Here is an 18,654-nt window from a genome sequence, read left to right on the forward strand (position 1 = left end):
CCCCAGTGAGTCGAACTCCCCCGCAAGGACCGTCGTGACCAGTACCCCACCCCCACCACCCCCCGCGCCCTCACCCCTCCATCCCTCCGTCCCCCACCAGCCCCAAGCCGCTCCCCCGCACAAACAACTCGACGGCATCACCACCGACCTCCTGGACCACCCCGACCCCTACATCGCAGCCCAAGCCGCAACCATCGAGAACCTCCTCCGCTGCTGGACCCGCGAGACCAACCTCCCCGCCCCCACCAACGGCACCCTCCGTATCCCCCTCCCCACCACCGGCACCACCCTCCTGGCCCCGGTCCACTACTGGTCACCAACAGGCCACCACCGCTTCGGCCCACCCCACCTGAGCGCCTCCACCTCCCCACCCGACGCGCCAACCCCACCCACACCACTCCCACCCCTCGACGCGGTCACCCTCGCCGCGCTCCTGACCCGCGAGGCCCACCACGCCTCACCGCCCTCGGCAGCCGCCCACCCCACCCCCACCACCCCACCGCCTGCCACCACTGCCGTAGCCGCCTCCACCGACCTCGTGTCCCGCGTCGCCGACTCCCTGCACCGCACCGCCACCTTCCTCGCAGAACGCCGGCGCCACCCAGCCGACACCTCCGACCTGTTCCTCTCCGCAGAGCAGGCACTCCTCCTCGGCCACCCCCTGCACCCCACCCCGAAGAGCCGCGAGGGCCTCACCGAAACCGAAGCCCACCTCTACTCCCCGGAACTCCGAGGCCGCTTCCGCCTCCACTGGCTCTCCGTCGCCCCCTCAGTGCTCGCCACCGACTCGGCATGGACCGAACGAGGCCGCCCCATTCGCGCCTCCCGTCTCACCGCAGGTCTCGCCGGACCGGATCTGCCGCTGCCCGATGCCCACACAGCCCTGCCCGTGCACCCCTGGCAACTGCGCCAGTTACTCCACCGACCGGACGTCGCCGCCCTTCTCGACGCCGGACTCCTGCGCGACCTCGGCCCGCACGGTCCGACCTGGCATCCCACCTCCTCCGTCCGCACCGTCTACCGTCCTGGTGCCCCGGCCATGCTCAAGCTGTCCCTCGCCCTGCGCATCACCAACTCCCGTCGCGAGAACCTCCGCAAGGAACTCCACCGAGGCGTCGAAGTGCACCGCCTCCTCCGCACCGGCCTCGCTCAGCAATGGCAGGCGGTCCACCCGGGCTTCGACATCGTCCGCGACCCCGCCTGGCTGGCGGTCGACGCCCCGGACGGCCACCCCGTACAGGGGCTGGACACCGTGATCCGCCACAACCCCTTCCGCCCCACCGGCGACATCTCCTGCATCGCCGGGCTCGTAGCACTCCGCCCACTCGAAGGGACCCCCGAGGCCACCCCTCCCTCACGGCTTGCCGAGGTGATCACAACCCTCGCGACCCGCACCCACCGCCCCCGCACCGCCGTAGCGGCCGAGTGGTTCCTGCGCTACCTGGAACACGTCGTCCGCCCCCTTCTCTGGCTGGACGCCGAAGCCGGAATCGCGCTCGAAGCCCACCAGCAGAACACCCTGGTCGCCCTCGACCGGGACGGCTGGCCCGCAGGCGGTCGCTACCGCGACAACCAGGGCTACTACTTCCGCGCATCGCGCCGCCCGGACCTCGACGCCCGACTCCCCGGCATCGGCGAGCACAGCGACACGTTCGTCTCCGACGAGGTCACCGACGAGCGCTTCGCCTACTACCTCGCGATCAACAACGTCTGCGGACTCATCGGCGCCTTCGGAGCCCAGCGTCTGGCCGACGAACGTCTCCTGCTCGCAGCCTTCCGCCACTTCCTTGAGAGCGTCTCCTCAGGCCCGGCCCGCCTCCGCACATCCCTGCCCACCCTCCTGCTCGACGCCCCCACCCTGCGCTGCAAGGCCAACCTCCTCACCCGCGCGCACGGCCTGGACGAACTCATCGGTCCGGTCGACACCCAGTCCGTCTACGTCACCATCACCAACCCCCTCCACACCTGAAGCCACAGATCACACCTCACCCTCCACCGCCGCCCGTCGTCCGGAAAAGGCGTGACTTCATGCACCCAAGGAACCCCACGCACCCCACGCTCCCCACCGAGCCCGAGCCCGAGCCCGCGCCCAAGCCCGAGGCCCGCGCCCCCGATCCCCCTTCCCTCCTCGACAACGTCCCCTCCTGGAACCCCACCCCCACCCCCTTCGGCACCTTCCGACTACTCCCCGTCCACCTGCCCCGCCACCTCTCGCTCATCAGCGGTTGGATGAACGACCCCGCAATCGCCGCCTTCTGGGAACTGGCCGGTCCCCAATCCGTGGCCGAGGAGCATCTGAGCGCTCAGCAGAGCGGTGATGGCCGCAGCGTCCCCTGCCTCGGGCTGCTGGACGACGGCGGCACACCGATGAGCTACTGGGAGATCTACCGTGCCGACCTGGACCCATTGGCCCACCACTACCCGGCTCGCTCGCACGACACCGGTATCCATGTCCTCATCGGCGGCACCGCCGACCGAGGACGCGGACTGGGCAGTTGTCTCCTCCGGGCCGTGGCCGACCTCGTCCTCGACCACCGGCCGAACTGCGCACGCGTCGTAGCCGAACCCGACATCCGCAACACTCCCTCCGTCTCCGCCTTCCTGACCGCCGGATTTCGGTTCGCCGCCGAGGTCGCACTGCCCGGCAAGCGAGCGGCGCTCATGATCCGAGACCGATCCCTGCGTGATCTGCTGTAGCCCTGTGCCACAGCGTCATCACTTTTGGTACACCGCTCGCTGCGATTCGGTTCCCACCCCCCTCACCCTCCGCCGCTCCTCCCGCAACTTCACCCTCACTCCTCGCCATGTCACCCCCTCCCCGACATCACCCCTTTGTCAGTCCCGAGCCGTAGGGTGGTCGCCCTATGACAAAGCCCTCTCTCCCCGATCTCCTGCACGCCGCCGTCACAGCCGTCGGCGGCACGGAGCGTCCCGGCCAGGCGACCATGGCCGAAGCCGTCGCGGATGTCATCGACGGCGGCTCGCACCTGCTGGTACAGGCCGGCACCGGCACCGGAAAATCCCTCGGATACCTGGTGCCCGCGCTCGCCCACGGGGAGAGAGTCGTCGTCGCGACCGCGACGCTCGCCCTGCAACGCCAGCTCGTCGAGCGCGACCTGCCACGCACGGTGAAGGCGCTGCATCCGCTCCTCCGGCGCCGCCCGGAGTTCGCCATGCTCAAGGGCCGGTCGAACTACCTCTGTCTGCACCGGCTCCACGAGGGCGTGCCGCAGGACGAGGAAGAGGGCCTGTTCGATCAGTTCGAGGCCGCGGCCCCGACCAGCAAACTGGGCCAGGACCTGCTGCGCCTGCGTGACTGGGCGGGCGGGACGGAGGACGGCGACCGCGACGATCTGAGCCCAGGCGTGTCCGATCGTGCCTGGTCGCAGGTGTCGGTCTCCTCGCGCGAGTGCCTGGGCGCGACGAAGTGCGCGTACGGTGCCGAGTGCTTCGCCGAGATGGCCCGGGAGCGCGCCAAACTGGCGGAGGTCGTCGTCACCAATCACGCGCTGCTGGCGATCGACGCGATCGAGGGTGCCCCGGTCCTGCCGCAGCACGAGGTGCTGATCGTCGACGAGGCGCACGAACTGGTCTCGCGGGTCACCGGTGCCGCCACCGGCGAACTCACGCCGGGGCAGGTCAATCGCGCGGTGCGCCGCGCCGCGAAGCTCGCCAATGAAAAGGCCGCCGACCAGTTGCAGACCGCCGCCGAGGGCTTCGAGCGGCTGATGGAGCTGGCGCTGCCGGGCCGCCTGGAGGAGATCCCCGAGGATCTCGCCTACGCCCTCATGGCGCTGCGCGACGCCTGCCGTACGGTGATCTCCGCGATCGGCGCGACGCGGGACAAGTCCGTCCAGGACGAGGACGCCGTCCGCAAGCAGGCGCTGGCGTCGCTGGAGAGCGTCCACGATGTGGCGGAGCGGGTGGTCAACGGTTCGGAGTGGGACGTCGTCTGGTACGAGCGGCACGACCGCTTCGGGGCGTCCCTGCGGGTCGCGCCGATGTCGGTCTCCGGTCTGTTGCGGGAGAAGCTCTTCGCGGACCGCTCGGTGATCCTCACCTCCGCGACCCTGAAGCTGGGCGGCGACTTCAACGGCGTCGGCGCCTCACTGGGGCTGGATCCGGAGGGCACCGGCGGCGACGACCTCCCGCAGTGGAAGGGCATCGATGTCGGCTCGCCCTTCGACTATCCCAAGCAGGGCATTCTGTATGTCGCCAAGCATCTGTCCCGCCCCGCGCGGGACGGCGACCGGGGCGACATGCTGGATGAGCTGACGGAGCTGATCCAGGCCGCCGGGGGGCGCACGCTCGGCCTGTTCTCCTCGATGCGGGCCGCGCAGCTCGCCGCGGAGGACCTGCGCACCCGTATCCCGGAGTACCCGATCCTGCTCCAGGGCGAGGAAACCCTCGGCGAGTTGATCAAGAACTTTGCGGCCGACCCCAGGACCTGCCTCTTCGGCACGCTGTCGCTCTGGCAGGGCGTGGATGTCCCCGGGGCCAGTTGCCAGCTCGTGGTCATGGACAAGATCCCCTTCCCCCGTCCCGACGATCCGCTCATGAGCGCCCGCCAGAAGGCGGTGGAGGAGGCGGGCGGCAACGGCTTCATGGCGGTGGCCGCGACCCATGCCGCGCTGCTCATGGCGCAGGGTGCCGGCCGACTCGTCCGGGCGACCGGGGACCGTGGTGTGGTCGCCGTACTCGATCAGCGGCTGGCGACGGCCCGCTATGGCACCTATCTGAAGGCGTCACTGCCCGACTTCTGGTACACCACGGACCGTAATCAAGTGAGGCGATCACTGGCTGTGATCGACGCGGCGGCCCGCGAGGCGGAGGAGGCCGGGTAAAGGCGCTGCTGGGGAGCTGGTTATGCTGCCCCGCGACCGCACGTCGCGGGGCAGCATAACCGGCGCTTGGCCGGGGTATGGGTGCCGGGTTCAGTAACCCCACGTAACGGACACACCGGGTACGGCCGAGCCCCGCCGCGACGGCGGCACCGCTCGACTCAAGCCCGTGGCCCAAGCCCCGTAGCCGCTCGGCCGAGGCCCCCGCGCAGCGGACAGCACAGGACCCCGGAACCGGCGCAGAGGTTCCGGGGCCCGGTCAGGGAAGCGGGGTGACGTGCCCGCTCGCCGCGGCGCTCACACGCGGCGCAGTACGGCGACGACCTTGCCGAGAATGGTCGCGTCGTCACCGGGGATCGGCTCGTACGCGGCATTGTGCGGGAGCAGCCAGACATGACCGTCCTCGCGCTTGAAGCGCTTGACGGTGGCCTCGCCGTCGAGCATCGCGGCGACGATGTCGCCGTTCTCCGCGACCGGCTGGCGGCGGACGGTCACCCAGTCCCCGTCGCAGATCGCGGCCTCGATCATGGAGTCGCCGACGACCTTCAGCACGAACAGCTCACCGTCGCCGACGAGCTGCCGGGGGAGGGGGAAGACGTCCTCGACCGACTCCTCCGCGAGGATCGGGCCACCGGCGGCGATCCGGCCGACCAGCGGGACGTAGGACGCGGCGGGCTTGCCGGCGGTGTCCGTGGGCTGCGCGGACGTGGCCTGGTCCGAGCCGCGTACCTCGTACGCGCGCGGGCGGTGCGGATCGCGGCGCAGGAAGCCCTTGCGCTCCAGAGCCATCAGTTGGTGGGCCACGGACGAGGTGCTGGACAGGCCGACCGCCTGGCCGATCTCCCGCATGGACGGTGGGTAGCCGCGGCGCTGCACCGAGTCCCGGATGACCTCGATCACCCGGCGCTGCCGGTCGGTCAGGCCCGAGCTGTCCGCCCGGATGCCTGGAGGTCGGCCCGGTAGGGAGCGCTTGTGCCCCTCGGGATGCGTGGCTTCGTTCATCGCATGCACCGGCTCAAGTCGGCCCTGGGAGCGGTCCTGGGCAGTGATGGTGGCACTGTCTGCGGTCGTGGTCACGTCGGCCCCTCTCGATGGTCTCCCTGCTGGACAACGGTAGTTGCTTTCGAAAGGTTGCGCCAAACACACGTTCGAGTGAAAAAGCGCGATCCCTCTGTTGCGATCTTCCCTCGGGGTGTATGGCTGACGTGCTTCCGGTGGGCGGGGGGCCGCACTGTTGTACTGTTCTGCGCCGGGTGGGGCCCTTGTGGGGTCGCCCCAGTCTGCCAGCCGGTGTCCCGCCCGGCAGGGCGCGGGTCTCCATCCGTACGGGAGCCCCACGCCGCTTCCCTGCGGCGCCCACGGTATCTCCCCGGGCCCCCTCCGGGGTACGGAGTGGCACAGGTGTGTCCTCCGGGGCGTACCGGACACCCCGTGTCGAGGTGCTTCCGACGACGGTACGGAGCGGTACCGTCACGCGGCAGATCCGGTCGGACCCGCGACACGCGGCGCGGCGTGTATGTATGCGCCAATCCCCACATCTAGTGGTTGGATTGCATCAACAGCCCAGAAGTTGTGGTCCCCCGGGTCTTCAGGCCCAGGACCATCGCCTATGCTGGTGCCTGCTTCGAGGGGCCCGAGTGGCCTCCTGGGGCTATTGAGTTCTGCTGCGAGGAGGGTTGGGAGATCATGCACTGCCCCTTCTGCCGGCATCCCGACAGCCGTGTCGTCGACAGCCGTACGACCGACGACGGTACGTCGATCCGCAGGCGCCGCCAGTGCCCTGACTGCTCCCGTCGTTTCACGACCGTGGAGACGTGCTCGCTCATGGTGGTCAAGCGGTCCGGAGTCACCGAGCCCTTCAGTCGTACCAAGGTCATCAACGGTGTGCGCAAGGCATGCCAGGGGCGGCCTGTCACCGAGGACGCACTCGCCCAGCTCGGCCAGCGGGTCGAGGAGGCGGTGCGGGCCACCGGGAGTGCCGAGCTGACCACCCACGACGTGGGTCTGGCCATACTCGGCCCCCTCCAGGAACTGGATCTCGTCGCCTATCTGCGTTTCGCCTCCGTCTACCGGGCCTTCGACTCGCTCGACGACTTCGAGACGGCCATCGCGGAACTCAGGGAGACGAGGCCCCCCGCCGCGGACGACGAGGCCCGCGACGACGGACAAGGCGCTGTCACGGGGAGCCGGGAAGACCATCGCGGGCCCGGCGGGACCAGGCAGGTCCCCCAGCCCGTCCACGCCGCCGACTGACCGGAGAAGGGCCGGTACCGGACCGCGGCGGATGGCGGGACCGGCCGTACGGCGGCGAATCGAATCACCTGTTGTGGGCGGAGCCTGGGCCTGCCCGCAGTACCAGACAGAACACCGTGCCACGGGAACAACGGGGCACTTCAGGGCGTTTTCGCCCGTACAGGGAGGCGGCATGACAGAGACGACGAGCGGTCCGGCACGAGGTTCCCGCGCAAAGGGAGCCAAGGCCAGCAAGGGACTGCGTATCGAGCGCATCCACACCACCCCTGGAGTGCACCCGTACGACGAGGTGGAATGGGAGCGTCGTGACGTCGTCATGACCAACTGGCGCGACGGCTCGGTCAATTTCGAGCAGCGCGGCGTGGAGTTCCCCGGCTCCTGGTCGGTGAACGCGGTCAACATCGTCACCAGCAAGTACTTCCGCGGTGCCGTCGGCACCCCGCAGCGTGAGACCAGCCTCAAGCAACTGATCGACCGCATCGTGAAGACGTATCGGAAGGCCGGCGAGGACTACAAGTACTTCGCCTCGCCCGCCGACGCCGAGATCTTCGAGCACGAGCTGGCGTACGCCCTCCTGCACCAGATCTTCAGCTTCAACAGCCCCGTCTGGTTCAACGTGGGCACGCCCCAGCCGCAGCAGGTGTCCGCCTGCTTCATCCTGTCCGTCGACGACTCCATGGAGTCGATCCTCGACTGGTACAAGGAAGAGGGCATGATCTTCAAGGGCGGCTCCGGCGCCGGCCTGAACCTCTCCCGGATCCGTTCCTCCAAGGAACTGCTCTCCTCCGGAGGCAACGCCTCCGGTCCGGTCTCCTTCATGCGCGGTGCCGACGCCTCCGCAGGAACGATCAAGTCCGGTGGCGCCACTCGGCGCGCCGCCAAGATGGTCATCCTCGACGTCGACCACCCCGACATCGAGGACTTCATCGAGACCAAGGTCAAGGAGGAGGAGAAGATCCGCGCCCTGCGCGACGCGGGCTTCGACATGGACCTGGGCGGCGACGACATCACGTCCGTCCAGTACCAGAACGCCAACAACTCGGTCCGGGTGAACGACGAGTTCATGACGGCCGTCGAGAACGGCGAGACCTTCGGTCTGCGCGCCCGGATGACCGGCGAGGTCATCGAGAAGGTCGACGCCAAGGCCCTCTTCCGCAAGATGGCCGAGGCCGCCTGGGCCTGCGCCGACCCGGGCATCCAGTACGACGACACCATCAACCACTGGCACACGTGCCCGGAATCGGGCCGGATCAACGGCTCGAACCCGTGCAGCGAGTACATGCACCTGGACAACACGTCCTGCAACCTGGCCTCGCTGAACCTGATGAAGTTCCTCAAGGACGACGGCAAGGGCAACCAGTCCTTCGAGGCCGAGCGCTTCGCCAAGGTCGTCGAGCTGGTCATCACCGCGATGGACATCTCCATCTCCTTCGCCGACTTCCCCACCCAGAAGATCGGCGAGAACACCCGCGCGTTCCGCCAGCTCGGCATCGGCTACGCCAACCTCGGCGCCCTGCTGATGGCGACCGGCCACGCCTACGACTCCGACGGCGGCCGTGCCCTGGCCGGTGCCGTCACCTCGCTGATGACCGGCACGGCCTACCGCCGCTCCGCCGAGCTGGCCACGGTCGTCGGCGCCTACGACGGCTACGCGCGCAACGCCGACGCCCACAACCGCGTCATGAAGCAGCACGCCGACGCCAACGGCCTGGCCGTCCGCGTGGACGACCTCGACACGCCGATCTGGGCCGCCGCCACCGAGGCGTGGCAGGACGTGCTGCGCCTGGGTGAGAAGAACGGTTTCCGTAATGCCCAGGCGTCCGTCATCGCCCCGACCGGCACCATCGGTCTGGCGATGTCCTGCGACACCACCGGCCTGGAGCCCGACCTCGCGCTGGTCAAGTTCAAGAAGCTGGTCGGCGGCGGCTCGATGCAGATCGTCAACGGCACCGTCCCGCAGGCCCTGCGCCGCCTGGGCTACCAGGAGGAGCAGATCGAGGCGATCGTCGATCACATCGCCGACCACGGCAATGTGATCGACGCCCCGGGCCTCAAGCTCGAACACTACGAGGTGTTCGACTGCGCCATGGGCGAGCGCACCATCTCCCCGATGGGCCACGTCCGCATGATGGCCGCCATCCAGCCGTGGATCTCCGGCGCCCTGTCCAAGACGGTCAACATGCCGGAGACGGCGACCGTCGAGGAGGTCGAGGAGATCTACTTCGAGGCCTGGAAGATGGGCATCAAGGCCCTCGCCATCTACCGCGACAACTGCAAGGTCGGCCAGCCGCTCTCCGCCAAGAAGAAGGAGCCGGAGACCAAGGCCGCCCCCGTCCCTGCCTCGGCTGCCGTCTCCGCCGCGGAGTCCAAGGTCGAGAAGGTCGTCGAGTACCGGCCGGTCCGCAAGCGCCTCCCCAAGGGCCGCCCCGGGATCACCACGTCCTTCACGGTCGGTGGTGCCGAGGGCTACATGACCGCCAATTCCTACCCGGACGACGGTCTCGGCGAGGTCTTCCTGAAGATGTCCAAGCAGGGCTCGACCCTCGCGGGCATGATGGACGCCTTCTCCATCGCCGTCTCGGTTGGTCTCCAGTACGGCGTGCCCCTGGAGACGTACGTCTCGAAGTTCACCAACATGCGCTTCGAGCCGGCCGGGATGACGGACGACCCCGATGTCCGGATGGCCCAGTCGATCGTCGACTACATCTTCCGCCGCCTGGCGCTCGACTTCCTCCCGTTCGAGACGCGCTCCGCGCTCGGCATCCACTCCGCCGACGAGCGCCAGCGCCACCTGGAGACGGGCTCGTACGAGCCCCTGGACGACGACGTCGATGTCGAGGGCCTCGCCCAGTCGGCACCGCGGGCCCAGGAACTCAAGGCCGTCACCGCGCCGAAGCCGGCCGGTGCCGAGGAGGAGGCCGCGCCCGCCCCCCGGCAGGCCCACACCAGCGCGGAACTGGTGGAGATGCAGCTCGGCATCCAGGCCGACGCCCCGCTGTGCTTCTCCTGCGGCACCAAGATGCAGCGGGCCGGGTCCTGCTACATCTGCGAGGGATGCGGGTCCACCAGCGGTTGCAGCTAATGCCTCTCGGTGTGCGCCCCGGGCACCCTGCCCGGGGCGCACACCGCAGAGGTGAAGCATGAGGAGGGGCGTCGGCGTCAGGTCGGCGCCCCTCCCGCCTGTCACGCGCCGGGTGTGCGTCCGGCGCGGTGCATGCTGAACCTGCCGTCCGGTGCAGTGGTGGGTGCGCAGGGGGCGCCCCGGCGCACGGCAGGCCCGTCCGATGCCCCCCTGCGGGTGAGGAGCACCGGCGCGGTGCCGGTCAGGAACGAGGTGCGGGTCAGGAACGAGCGGTGGCGCCCATGACGCTGGTGAAGGTCGTGGGATCGTCCTCGTAACCGTGAACGCCCGGGTGGAAGTCCCAGGTTCCCGAGTCGGTGCGCAGAAATTCCCCGACCGTCGCCGCCGTCGCGCCGAGCACGCCGCCGAAGTCGTCGGCCGCCAGATCGGTGTATCCCTCACGGATGCGCAGCCTGGGATTGCCGACGCTGACGAAGGTCCGGCGGTCCGGGCGCTGCTGGATGACGACACCCACCACCACGCGCGCGTAGCGCGGGTCCAGCCGCTCGAACTCCACCGTCAGGACCTCGTCCCAGCCGAAGCCCTTGCCGTCCTTGCTGTCCCGGTTGAGCGTGATCGTGCCGTCGGGGGAGCGCCTGTCGAAGTGCACGAGATAGGCGGGCCCGCCCTGCGGATCACTGGTCAGATAGGTCGCCGCCACCAGGTCGAGATCGGTCGGCGGGTGCCCCGACGGACTCGGGTCCCACTTGACCGCGATCTCGGCCTTGCGGATGCCCTTGGTGAGGTCGTTCACCGGTTGTGCCCCTTCCCCGTACGTATCCACCCCGAACTGCCCCGTGGACAGGGCCGGTTGTCCATCCTGCCACGCGGAGGCGGGCGCACGCGCGTATGCGCTCCCACCGACCGTGACCTACGGCACCTCCCGGGTCGTACGATGGCGCGGTGCTGGTCAAGTGGACTCGCTGCACCGTGGTGGACCGTCGGGGGTTCGAGCGGGGGCAGCGAAAGTGGGTGGGGCTTCCGGGCGAGCCCGGATTCCGGGGGCAGGGCGGCGGCTGGAGCCGCGTGCGGCCCTCGGTGGCGCACATCTTCACCTTCTGGGAGTCCCGTGCCTTCTACGACTCCTTCATGGCCCGCTCGCACGACCGGCTCGCGGCGGCCCAGTCGGGCACCTTCAAGGACGCCGAGGTCAGGCTGTTCGACTACCGCTTCGATGTGAAGACCGGCTTCGAGCCCCGCTTCGTCGACGCCGACCTCATCCGCGTCGCCCTGTGCCGCGTCCGCGAGGAGCGTGTCGAGAACTTCACCCTCATGCAGGAGAAGGTCTGGAACCCCGCCATGGCCGGTTCCCCCGGCATGATCCGCGGGCTGTTCGCCGAGGCCCCCGGGAACGAGTTCCTGGTGCTGTCCATGTGGCAGTCCGCCGCCGAGCACGGCAAATACCGCACCGAACGCATCGAACGTCTCGCCCTGCGTGCCCAGACCGAGGCGGACATCGCCGCGCTCACCGGGGACATCGTCGAAATGGAGCCGTCCTGGACGGTGTGACCGGGGCCGTGCGCGGCACCCTGGGAGAGGCGCCCGGAAAACCGCCCCCGCGCGCGGGGGCGCCGTGGGGCTGAGCCTGACGGCCTCGGGTGATTGCGGCGTGCGGCGGCCCCGCGGAGGGGAGATTGTGTGACCTACGCCGTATGGAGCCCCCACGACCACCCGGTATCGCGTCCTCCGATCTAGGGTTTCGGCATGGAACGACCACGGCGCATCGTCCTTGTCCGCCACGGGGAGTCAACGGGCAATGTTGATGACACCGTGTACGAGCGGGAACCCGACCACGCCCTCGCCCTGACCGAGCGGGGCTGGCGGCAGGCGGAGGAGACGGGAAAGGGGCTGCGCGAGCAGTTCGGCCGCGAGCGGGTGAGCGTGTACGTGTCCCCGTACCGCCGTACCCACGAGACACTGCGCGCCTTCCATCTCGACCCCGAGCTGATACGCGTCCGGGAGGAGCCCCGGCTGCGCGAGCAGGACTGGGGCAACTGGCAGGACCGCGACGACGTACGCCTCCAGAAGACGTACCGGGACGCCTACGGCCACTTCTTCTACCGTTTTGCCCAGGGTGAGAGCGGCGCCGATGTGTACGACCGGGTCGGTGGGTTCCTGGAGAGCCTCTACCGCAGCTTCGAGGCGCCCGACCATCCCCCGAACGTGCTCCTGGTGACCCACGGTCTGGCCATGCGCCTGTTCTGCATGCGCTGGTTCCACTGGACGGTCGCCGAATTCGAGTCCCTGTCCAATCCCGGGAACGGTGAGGTGCGGATGCTCGTTCTCGGACATGACGGCCGGTACACCCTGGACCGGCCGTTCGAGCGCTGGCGGGATCCGGAGCCGTACGGGCTCGGCGAGTAGGGGTGCCGGTGGGGGATGCGCTGTCGTCTGGGTCGGACGGCTGGGCGGGGACGCCGGACGGGGCTGCCGGCGGCTGTCGGCTCTCGTTGCGGCGCGGACTATCGCGTGATGATCAAACCCGGCGGTCGCTGATCAGCCGACCCGGTGATGCCGGTCGTGAGGATGGCCACCGTTCCCCGTCCGGACCGTGCTGGATCCGCCGGCGACGAATTAGAGTGGCTGGGCGATGACCTTCGACTCCCTTGACCTCTCTCCCGACGACTTCTCTCCTGACGGCCGCCTCAATCGCGCGCTGGCCAGCCTGCGCGGACTGGCAGTGGGCGACGCGCTCGGCTCGCAGTTCTTCGTCCCGGTGAACTACCCGCTGCTCAAGCGACGCGAACTGCCCGAGGGCATCTGGCAGTGGACCGATGACACGGAGATGGCCTGCTCCGTCGTCACCGTCCTCGCCGCGCACGGACGGATCGAGCAGGACGCGCTCGCCGCCTCCTTCGCCGCGCGCCATGACTTCGACCGCGGGTACGGCCCCGCCGTCAACCGGCTGCTGCGCTTGGTCCGGGAGGGCGGCGACTGGCGCGAGCTGTCGGCCGCGCTGTTCAACGGACAGGGGTCCTGGGGCAACGGCGCAGCGATGCGGATCGCTCCGCTGGGCGCCTGGTACGCCGACGACCCCGAGCAGGCCACCCACCAGGCCGAGATCTCCGCCTACCCGACCCACCAGCACCGGGAGGCCGTGGTCGGCGCCATGGCGGTCGCCGCCGCAGCCGCCCTGGCCGGTTCCCCCGGCGGGCCGCCCGACGCCGGTGCGCTGCTCGACGGAGTCGTCGCCCTGATCCCCAGAAGCGCGGTCGGCGCCGGACTGCGCCGCGCCCGCGACATGCTCGACTACGACGACGCCGCGACCGTCGCCGCCGTTCTGGGCTGCGGACGGCGTACGAGCGCCCATGACACCGTTCCCTTCGCCCTCTGGTCCGCCGCGCGCGCCCTCGGCGATTACGAGCGTGCCTTCTGGACGACCGCGCAGGTCGGCGGCGATGTCGATACGACCTGCGCCATCGTGGGCGGCGTGCTGGCCGCGAGCGGGACGGGGCGACCGCCGGTCGGCTGGGGCGAGCGGGTGGAGGCGCTGCCGGGGTGGGTGCCGAGGGGTTCTTAGAGGGTTCTGTGGGTCTGCGGGTTCTGGGAGGGCTTCTTGGGTGGGCCTGGATTTCGGCTGATCCGTTGGCCGCGGGTCCGGACCGGCCCATGCCGGGGTCATGTCGGAGGTTCTTGCCGGGCCGTCCGGTCGGCGTCGGCCGCGCTTCGACGCAGCCATGGAAACTCTCTGCGCTCGACGGGAACTCTGCGTGATCGGCAGTGCGTTCCCATTGCAACCGCCGTGTGACGAGTGGGCACGCGGCGGTTGCGAGGGCATGCAGGGGGTGAGCGTGGTGAGTGGGCTGGTGTCATGGGGCGGCCAGGGCTGCTCGTGACTGTTGCCGTGGTGATGGCCTTGTGGGTCGGTGCCCGGTGGTGGTGGAGGGAGCAGGGCTGGTCGGTGGGCGGCTGGCACACTCCCGTGATGCCTGCCGACCACCTCCGGCCCGTGGCCGTACCCGACCTTTCCCGGCCCGCGGCCACAGCCGAACCTTTTCGACCCGTCGCCACAGCCGCCCGCCTCCGGCCTGCGGTGACTACCGCCCGCCTCCGGTCCGCGGCCACAGCCATCCACCCCCGTCCCGCCACCATGGCCACTCATCCCGGGCCCGCCCCACTGCCACTCATACCGGGCCCGCCGCCACCCCCGTCCACCGGCCGTGGCCGATCGTCACCGTTCCCTCCGTCTCAACCCACCCCCGCCCCCGAACGGTTTGGTGCCGAGTCTCGGCATCAGCCGCTGCGACAGACCCGCGCCCGACGCAATCGCGACCGTGACCGGCAGGAAGGCCAGACCGGTGCTGATTGGGCTGCAGCCCAGCACGGTCTGGACGAAGAGCACGATGTAGAAGAACATCCCGAACATCGCCGCGGCGAGGCTCAGCATGATCAGGTAGGTGCCGGAGCGATTGCGGTCGGCGAACATCTTCAACGGGGTGATCGGTTCCCATGCCCGCATCTCGATGAAGACGAAGGCCGACAGCAGTGCCACGGAGGTGGTGAAGGACCCCAGGGTGAGGGTGTCCTGCCAGCCCTCCTCGGCCGCGCGGATGAAGCCGTACACGAGGGAGACCATGCTCATGGTGGAGGCCAGCGCGCCGGCGATGTCGAAGCTTCCGGGGTGCCGTTCGGACTCGCTGATGCAGAGTGGTGCGAGCACGGCGATGAGGACACCGATGGGCACATTGACGAAGAGCACCCAGCGCCAGTCCAGCCACTCGGTCAGCATGCCGCCCGCGAGCAGACCGATGACCCGGCGCAGCAGCAGCGAAGCCTTGTCCGCCCAGCATGCCGCCCGCGAGCAGACCGATGGCTCCGCCACCTGCGGAGACGGCCGCGAAGACGCCGAAGGCGCGAATTCGCTCCGGCCCTTCGGGGAACGTGGTGGTGATCAGGGCCAGCGATGTGGGCGACGCGATGGCACCCCCTACGCCTTGCAGGGCCCGTGCGGCGAGCAGTTGCCAGGGTTCCTGGGCGAAGCCGCCGAGCAGCGACGCGAAGGTGAAAAACAGGATCCCGGCCATGAAGACCCGGCGACGGCCGAGGATGTCACCGGCGCGGGCGCCGAGCAGCAGCAGGCCGCCGAATGTCAGCGTGTACGCGCTGACCACCCAGGTCAGCTCGGTGGTGCTGAAGGAGAGCGCATCCTGGATGTGAGGAAGCGCGAGGTTCAAATCGTCGCGTCGCGGCCGGTGCCCAGACCGGCAAGGCCGCGGTCTACCGGCGGTGGCCCTCCAAGGATGATCTCGTCGCCGACGCCCTCCAGGCCGGGCTCCCGCGGTTCGACGAGGCCGCCGACCTCGGTGGTGTGCGCGAGGATCGGCTCCATCTGTGCCGCCAGGCGCGCGACGCGATGTTCTCGCGGCCCGGATTCGCGCTCCGCTCAGTGATTTACGAATGCGATCCGGCGCAGGCCGAGCGGTTCCACGGGGTGATCTTCGGCGGGGTCGTCGAGCCCACCGTCAGACTGCTGGGGGAGGTCGTCAACCGGGGAATCGAGCGCGGCGAGGTGCGGCCCGACGCGGCGAACGGCTATGTCATCGACGCCATCCCGGCGATAATGATGTACCGCTCAAAGATTTGTACCAGCGAATGGCCTGACGCCGACATCGAGCAGATGGTGGACGAGTTGATGATGCCGCTGCTGCGGCCGGGCGGTGCCTGAGACGGCTTGCCCGCCGTCGGGTGAGCGACTCGGGGAGGCGGGGTGTCACCAGGTGATCCGGGCGGCGTACGCTAAGGGCGCCATGCCGTACGAACCGCCTACTCATACCGTCGAGCGCTCCCTCCGCGCCACGACCGGAGCGAAGATCATTGCCGGTGTCGACGAGGTGGGGCGGGGCGCCTGGGCCGGTCCCGTCACCGTCTGCGCGGCGATCACCGGACTGCGCCGGCCCCCCGAAGGGCTCACCGACTCCAAACTCCTCACCGTCAAACGGCGCACGGAACTCGCCGAAGCGCTGCGCACATGGGTGACGTCGTACTCCCTCGGGCATGCCTCTCCCGAGGAGATCGACGGGATGGGCATGACGGCCGCGCTGCGCCTGGCCGCCGTGCGCGCCCTGGAGACCCTGCCGGTCAGGCCCGAGGCCGTGATACTCGACGGCAAGCACAACTACCTCGGGGCGCCCTGGCAGGTGCGCACGGTCATCAAGGGGGACCGGTCGTGCGTGGCCGTCGCGGCGGCTTCGGTGATCGCCAAGGTTCAGCGCGACAAAATGATGGCCGAACTGGGTATCGACCATGCAGACTTCGGTTTTGCGGATAATGCCGGGTATCCCTCACCTGTGCACAAGGCCGCACTGGAGGAGCGGGGACCCACCCCGTACCACCGGTTGTCGTGGGCGTATCTTGATGCGCTGCCCCAGTGGCGGCACCTCAAGAAGGCCCGTAGCTGGGCGGAGGGAAGCGTTCCGGAGATCGAGGGTCAGCTCGGCTTCGATTTCTGACGATTCCGCTCGCACGTATGTGCCACCCGCCCATGTGTGCCGCACCAGTGTTTGATTAACATCAGCTCATGCCTCTCATCCCCGAGGAGCCTCAGATTCACGAGAGTGCCCAGGGTCCCCGCGCCACCCCGGCCAGTGGCCGTACCGCGCCGACCCCCCGTCCTGTACCCGGCCCCCGTCCCGTGGCGCCCTCGCGTCCCGGTCGTCCCGGCCCGCTGCGGCCGACGCCGCCCGTGCAACGCACGCCGCGTGACGTGGTCCCGGCCCAGCCCGCACCGTCGGGCCCCGCTGCCACCGCCCCGACCTCGGCGGCCCCGCAGATCCAGCTCATCCCGGCCTCCGCCGAAGGTGCCCTCGACGCCGCCGAGGAGGCCGTGGACCTGCTGCTCGAATCGGGCCGCGCCCCCGGTGACATCCTGGTCGTCACCATCGGCGAACAACACCCCTGGGCAGCGCACGAGCTGTCCTTCGGGGAAGCCTCCTACTGGCAGCAGCACGACGCGGGTGACGACGTCTTCTACACCGACGCCGCCACCACGAGCCGTGCCGCTTCCCGCCCGGTCGTCGTGGTCGCCGTCAACGGCGGTTCCGACGACACGGCCGCGTCCGCGCTGCCGCTGGCCCTCAGCCGGGCGGGGGCCCTGCTGATCGTCTGCGGCGACCCGAAGAAGATCAACACGGTGCTGGGCGCGGGCGTCTGAGCCCGGCCCGGTCCCGGCGACGGGGCGAGGGCAGCGATGCCGTCGCCACGTCGGTACGTGCACGGAGGGCGCACCGGCTCTTGCCCTGACGGGGCAGGTCAGGCCGGTGCTTCGGGCTGCCCGGGGCCTGGACATGAGAGCGACGGGGGTCGGTCCGTTCTACCGACGGGGGTGTCGGTTCGTCCTGCCGGTGAGCAGCGGTCGTACGAGCGGGCGCTGCGGCCCGGGAACGCGGGGAGCCGCCCCGCGCCGCGCCCCAGGGCCTCCGGCAGGCCGTCGTGCACTGTCATCCGAGTCGCGCTCCGTGATGGAGCCGGAGAGGGGCCTCAGCGGGCCGCTACGCGGCTGAGTATGTCCGAGGCGGCACCGCCGGTCCGCGGCAGCGGAGGCGGCGCCTCAGCGGTCGCGAACGGCTCGGGCACCGAACCGATGCTGGGGCTGCGTCCGCCGCGCCCCTCCCCGAGCACCTGCCAGCCGTCCCGGGTCAGCGTGATGTATGCCCCGCAGCGCAGCCCGTGCAGCGTGCACGCGTCCCGCAGGCCCCACATCCACGCTCCGTCCTCCTCCGTCCAACGCGCGTCGCCCTCCCGGCAGTAGAGCAGCACCGCCGTACGCACCGGGGTGCGGCGGCGCAGGTCGTGCGGGATGACCCGGCGCAACTGGGAGAGCAGGGCGTTGCGCAGCATCCAGCCGTCCGCCTGGGCCGTCCGCCGCTTGAAGGAGGCGCTGGCCAGCAGCCGCTCGTCGGGATCGAGCACCGCCACAACGGCGGTCAGCGGCAGGGGCCGGTGCCGGGCGTACAGTCCGCTGACCACTTCCCTCGGATTGCGCAGGAGGGGGATGCCCGCGGCGGCCCACTCCGCCGGTTCCAGCGTACGGGCCAAGGGGGTGGTGGAAGCGGCGGACAGGGCGGCCGAGGACGACGTAGATGCTGCGGAGGACGGAGCGAATCCGAAGGTCACGATCCTCCCTTCGGCTAGGCGCCCGCACTGCGGGCGGGGTCTGGTCGGGGGAGCGCACACCGCAGCGAAGCCCTTCCGGACCACGGCCGAGCCGTGCGGGGAGCGGACTTCAATTCTTCCTGTCGAACTGGGATGCGGCAACGAGCAAATGGGGTCACCGACCCGTATCTGCTGCTGCGTGGCTTATATCCCTACCCAAAGGGGCACCAGGTGCCCCATGGGGTGCAGGCGCACTGACGGGGCCTCCCACGGGTCACGCGCGTGCCCGTGTGCCACCGCGCGAGGCGCCGCGGCGGCCCCGTTTCGCCCGTTCGGCCCTTCACCGCA

The 18,654-nt window shown here is 69.9% G+C and carries 13 protein-coding genes and 2 pseudogenes; 11 read left to right on the forward strand and 4 right to left on the reverse strand.

From position 1 onward, the window contains the following. Positions 1-34: 34 nt before the first annotated feature. The 3 genes from AB0O01_RS33810 to AB0O01_RS33820 all read left to right on the forward strand — a co-directional run bounded on the left by AB0O01_RS33810 (position 35) and on the right by AB0O01_RS33820 (position 4,844). Positions 35-1,969 (forward strand): IucA/IucC family protein, encoded by a 1,935-nt coding sequence (locus AB0O01_RS33810; protein ID WP_365319532.1) that lies wholly within the window; start codon positions 35-37, stop codon positions 1,967-1,969. Continuing rightward, the gene (locus AB0O01_RS33815; RefSeq protein ID WP_365319602.1) at positions 1,864-2,697 is read left to right on the forward strand and encodes a GNAT family N-acetyltransferase; all 834 of its coding nucleotides are present in this window, start codon (positions 1,864-1,866) and stop codon (positions 2,695-2,697) included. Before AB0O01_RS33810 ends, AB0O01_RS33815 begins: the two co-directional genes overlap by 106 nt. Positions 2,698-2,864: 167 nt before the next feature. Next, complete coding sequence (locus tag AB0O01_RS33820; RefSeq protein WP_365319533.1) at positions 2,865-4,844, forward strand: ATP-dependent DNA helicase; 1,980 nt, start codon at positions 2,865-2,867, stop codon at positions 4,842-4,844. A gap of 294 nt (positions 4,845-5,138) precedes the next feature. Here AB0O01_RS33820 and lexA read toward each other — a convergent pair whose 3' ends face one another. Next, on the reverse strand, positions 5,139-5,918 hold the full coding sequence (lexA, locus tag AB0O01_RS33825; RefSeq protein ID WP_365319535.1) for a transcriptional repressor LexA: 780 nt from the start codon (positions 5,916-5,918) through the stop codon (positions 5,139-5,141). A gap of 609 nt (positions 5,919-6,527) precedes the next feature. On the opposite strand from lexA, the gene nrdR reads away from it, so the two are divergent. Further along, the gene (gene nrdR / locus AB0O01_RS33830) at positions 6,528-7,094 is read left to right on the forward strand and encodes a transcriptional regulator NrdR (protein ID WP_365319537.1); all 567 of its coding nucleotides are present in this window, start codon (positions 6,528-6,530) and stop codon (positions 7,092-7,094) included. A 172-nt stretch (positions 7,095-7,266) separates the two neighbouring features. Continuing rightward, entirely contained in the window at positions 7,267-10,176 is a 2,910-nt protein-coding gene (locus tag AB0O01_RS33835; protein ID WP_365319539.1) for a vitamin B12-dependent ribonucleotide reductase, read from the forward strand. A gap of 259 nt (positions 10,177-10,435) precedes the next feature. Here AB0O01_RS33835 and AB0O01_RS33840 read toward each other — a convergent pair whose 3' ends face one another. Beyond that, a complete protein-coding gene (locus AB0O01_RS33840; RefSeq protein ID WP_365319541.1) occupies positions 10,436-10,969 on the reverse strand; it encodes a TerD family protein in 534 nt (177 codons plus the stop codon). A gap of 149 nt (positions 10,970-11,118) precedes the next feature. Here AB0O01_RS33840 and AB0O01_RS33845 point away from each other — a divergent pair, with 149 nt between their 5' ends. From AB0O01_RS33845 to AB0O01_RS33855, 3 genes are all read left to right on the forward strand, one after another. Continuing rightward, the gene (locus AB0O01_RS33845; RefSeq protein WP_365319542.1) at positions 11,119-11,724 is read left to right on the forward strand and encodes a YdbC family protein; all 606 of its coding nucleotides are present in this window, start codon (positions 11,119-11,121) and stop codon (positions 11,722-11,724) included. 195 nt (positions 11,725-11,919) lie between these two features. Continuing rightward, positions 11,920-12,579, forward strand: a complete 660-nt coding sequence (locus AB0O01_RS33850) for a histidine phosphatase family protein (RefSeq protein ID WP_365319544.1) — start codon at positions 11,920-11,922, stop codon at positions 12,577-12,579. A 226-nt stretch (positions 12,580-12,805) separates the two neighbouring features. Then, positions 12,806-13,735: an ADP-ribosylglycohydrolase family protein gene (locus AB0O01_RS33855; protein WP_365319546.1), complete on the forward strand. Its 930-nt coding sequence runs from the start codon at positions 12,806-12,808 to the stop codon at positions 13,733-13,735. 687 nt (positions 13,736-14,422) lie between these two features. Here AB0O01_RS33855 and AB0O01_RS33860 read toward each other — a convergent pair. Continuing rightward, positions 14,423-15,389 (reverse strand): annotated as a pseudogene (locus AB0O01_RS33860) (MFS transporter); the annotation flags it as partial. Positions 15,390-15,397: 8 nt separating this feature from the next. On the opposite strand from AB0O01_RS33860, the pseudogene AB0O01_RS33865 reads away from it, so the two are divergent. The 3 genes and pseudogenes from AB0O01_RS33865 to AB0O01_RS33875 form a co-directional block, all read left to right on the forward strand. Beyond that, positions 15,398-15,880: pseudogene (locus AB0O01_RS33865) on the forward strand (TetR-like C-terminal domain-containing protein); the annotation flags it as partial. 82 nt (positions 15,881-15,962) lie between these two features. Continuing rightward, positions 15,963-16,664: a ribonuclease HII gene (locus AB0O01_RS33870; RefSeq protein WP_365319547.1), complete on the forward strand. Its 702-nt coding sequence runs from the start codon at positions 15,963-15,965 to the stop codon at positions 16,662-16,664. Positions 16,665-16,732: 68 nt separating this feature from the next. After that, a complete protein-coding gene (locus AB0O01_RS33875) occupies positions 16,733-17,365 on the forward strand; it encodes a hypothetical protein (protein WP_365319548.1) in 633 nt (210 codons plus the stop codon). Between the two features lie 326 nt (positions 17,366-17,691). Here AB0O01_RS33875 and AB0O01_RS33880 read toward each other — a convergent pair whose 3' ends face one another. Beyond that, a complete protein-coding gene (locus tag AB0O01_RS33880) occupies positions 17,692-18,327 on the reverse strand; it encodes a hypothetical protein (RefSeq protein ID WP_365319549.1) in 636 nt (211 codons plus the stop codon). Between the last annotated feature and the right edge of the window lie 327 nt (positions 18,328-18,654).

Origin of the sequence: Streptomyces sp. NPDC093252 (genome assembly GCF_040683675.1) — a bacterium.
GTDB lineage: Bacteria > Actinomycetota > Actinomycetes > Streptomycetales > Streptomycetaceae > Streptomyces.

Coding starts and splice junctions, on each gene's coding strand:
- AB0O01_RS33820 (WP_365319533.1), top strand. CDS start 2,865: ATGACAAAGCCCTCTCTCCCCGATCTCCTGCACGCCGCCGTCACAGCC.
- nrdR (WP_365319537.1), top strand. CDS start 6,528: ATGCACTGCCCCTTCTGCCGGCATCCCGACAGCCGTGTCGTCGACAGC.
- AB0O01_RS33835 (WP_365319539.1), top strand. CDS start 7,267: ATGACAGAGACGACGAGCGGTCCGGCACGAGGTTCCCGCGCAAAGGGA.
- AB0O01_RS33850 (WP_365319544.1), top strand. CDS start 11,920: ATGGAACGACCACGGCGCATCGTCCTTGTCCGCCACGGGGAGTCAACG.
- AB0O01_RS33855 (WP_365319546.1), top strand. CDS start 12,806: ATGACCTTCGACTCCCTTGACCTCTCTCCCGACGACTTCTCTCCTGAC.
- AB0O01_RS33870 (WP_365319547.1), top strand. CDS start 15,963: ATGCCGTACGAACCGCCTACTCATACCGTCGAGCGCTCCCTCCGCGCC.
- AB0O01_RS33875 (WP_365319548.1), top strand. CDS start 16,733: ATGCCTCTCATCCCCGAGGAGCCTCAGATTCACGAGAGTGCCCAGGGT.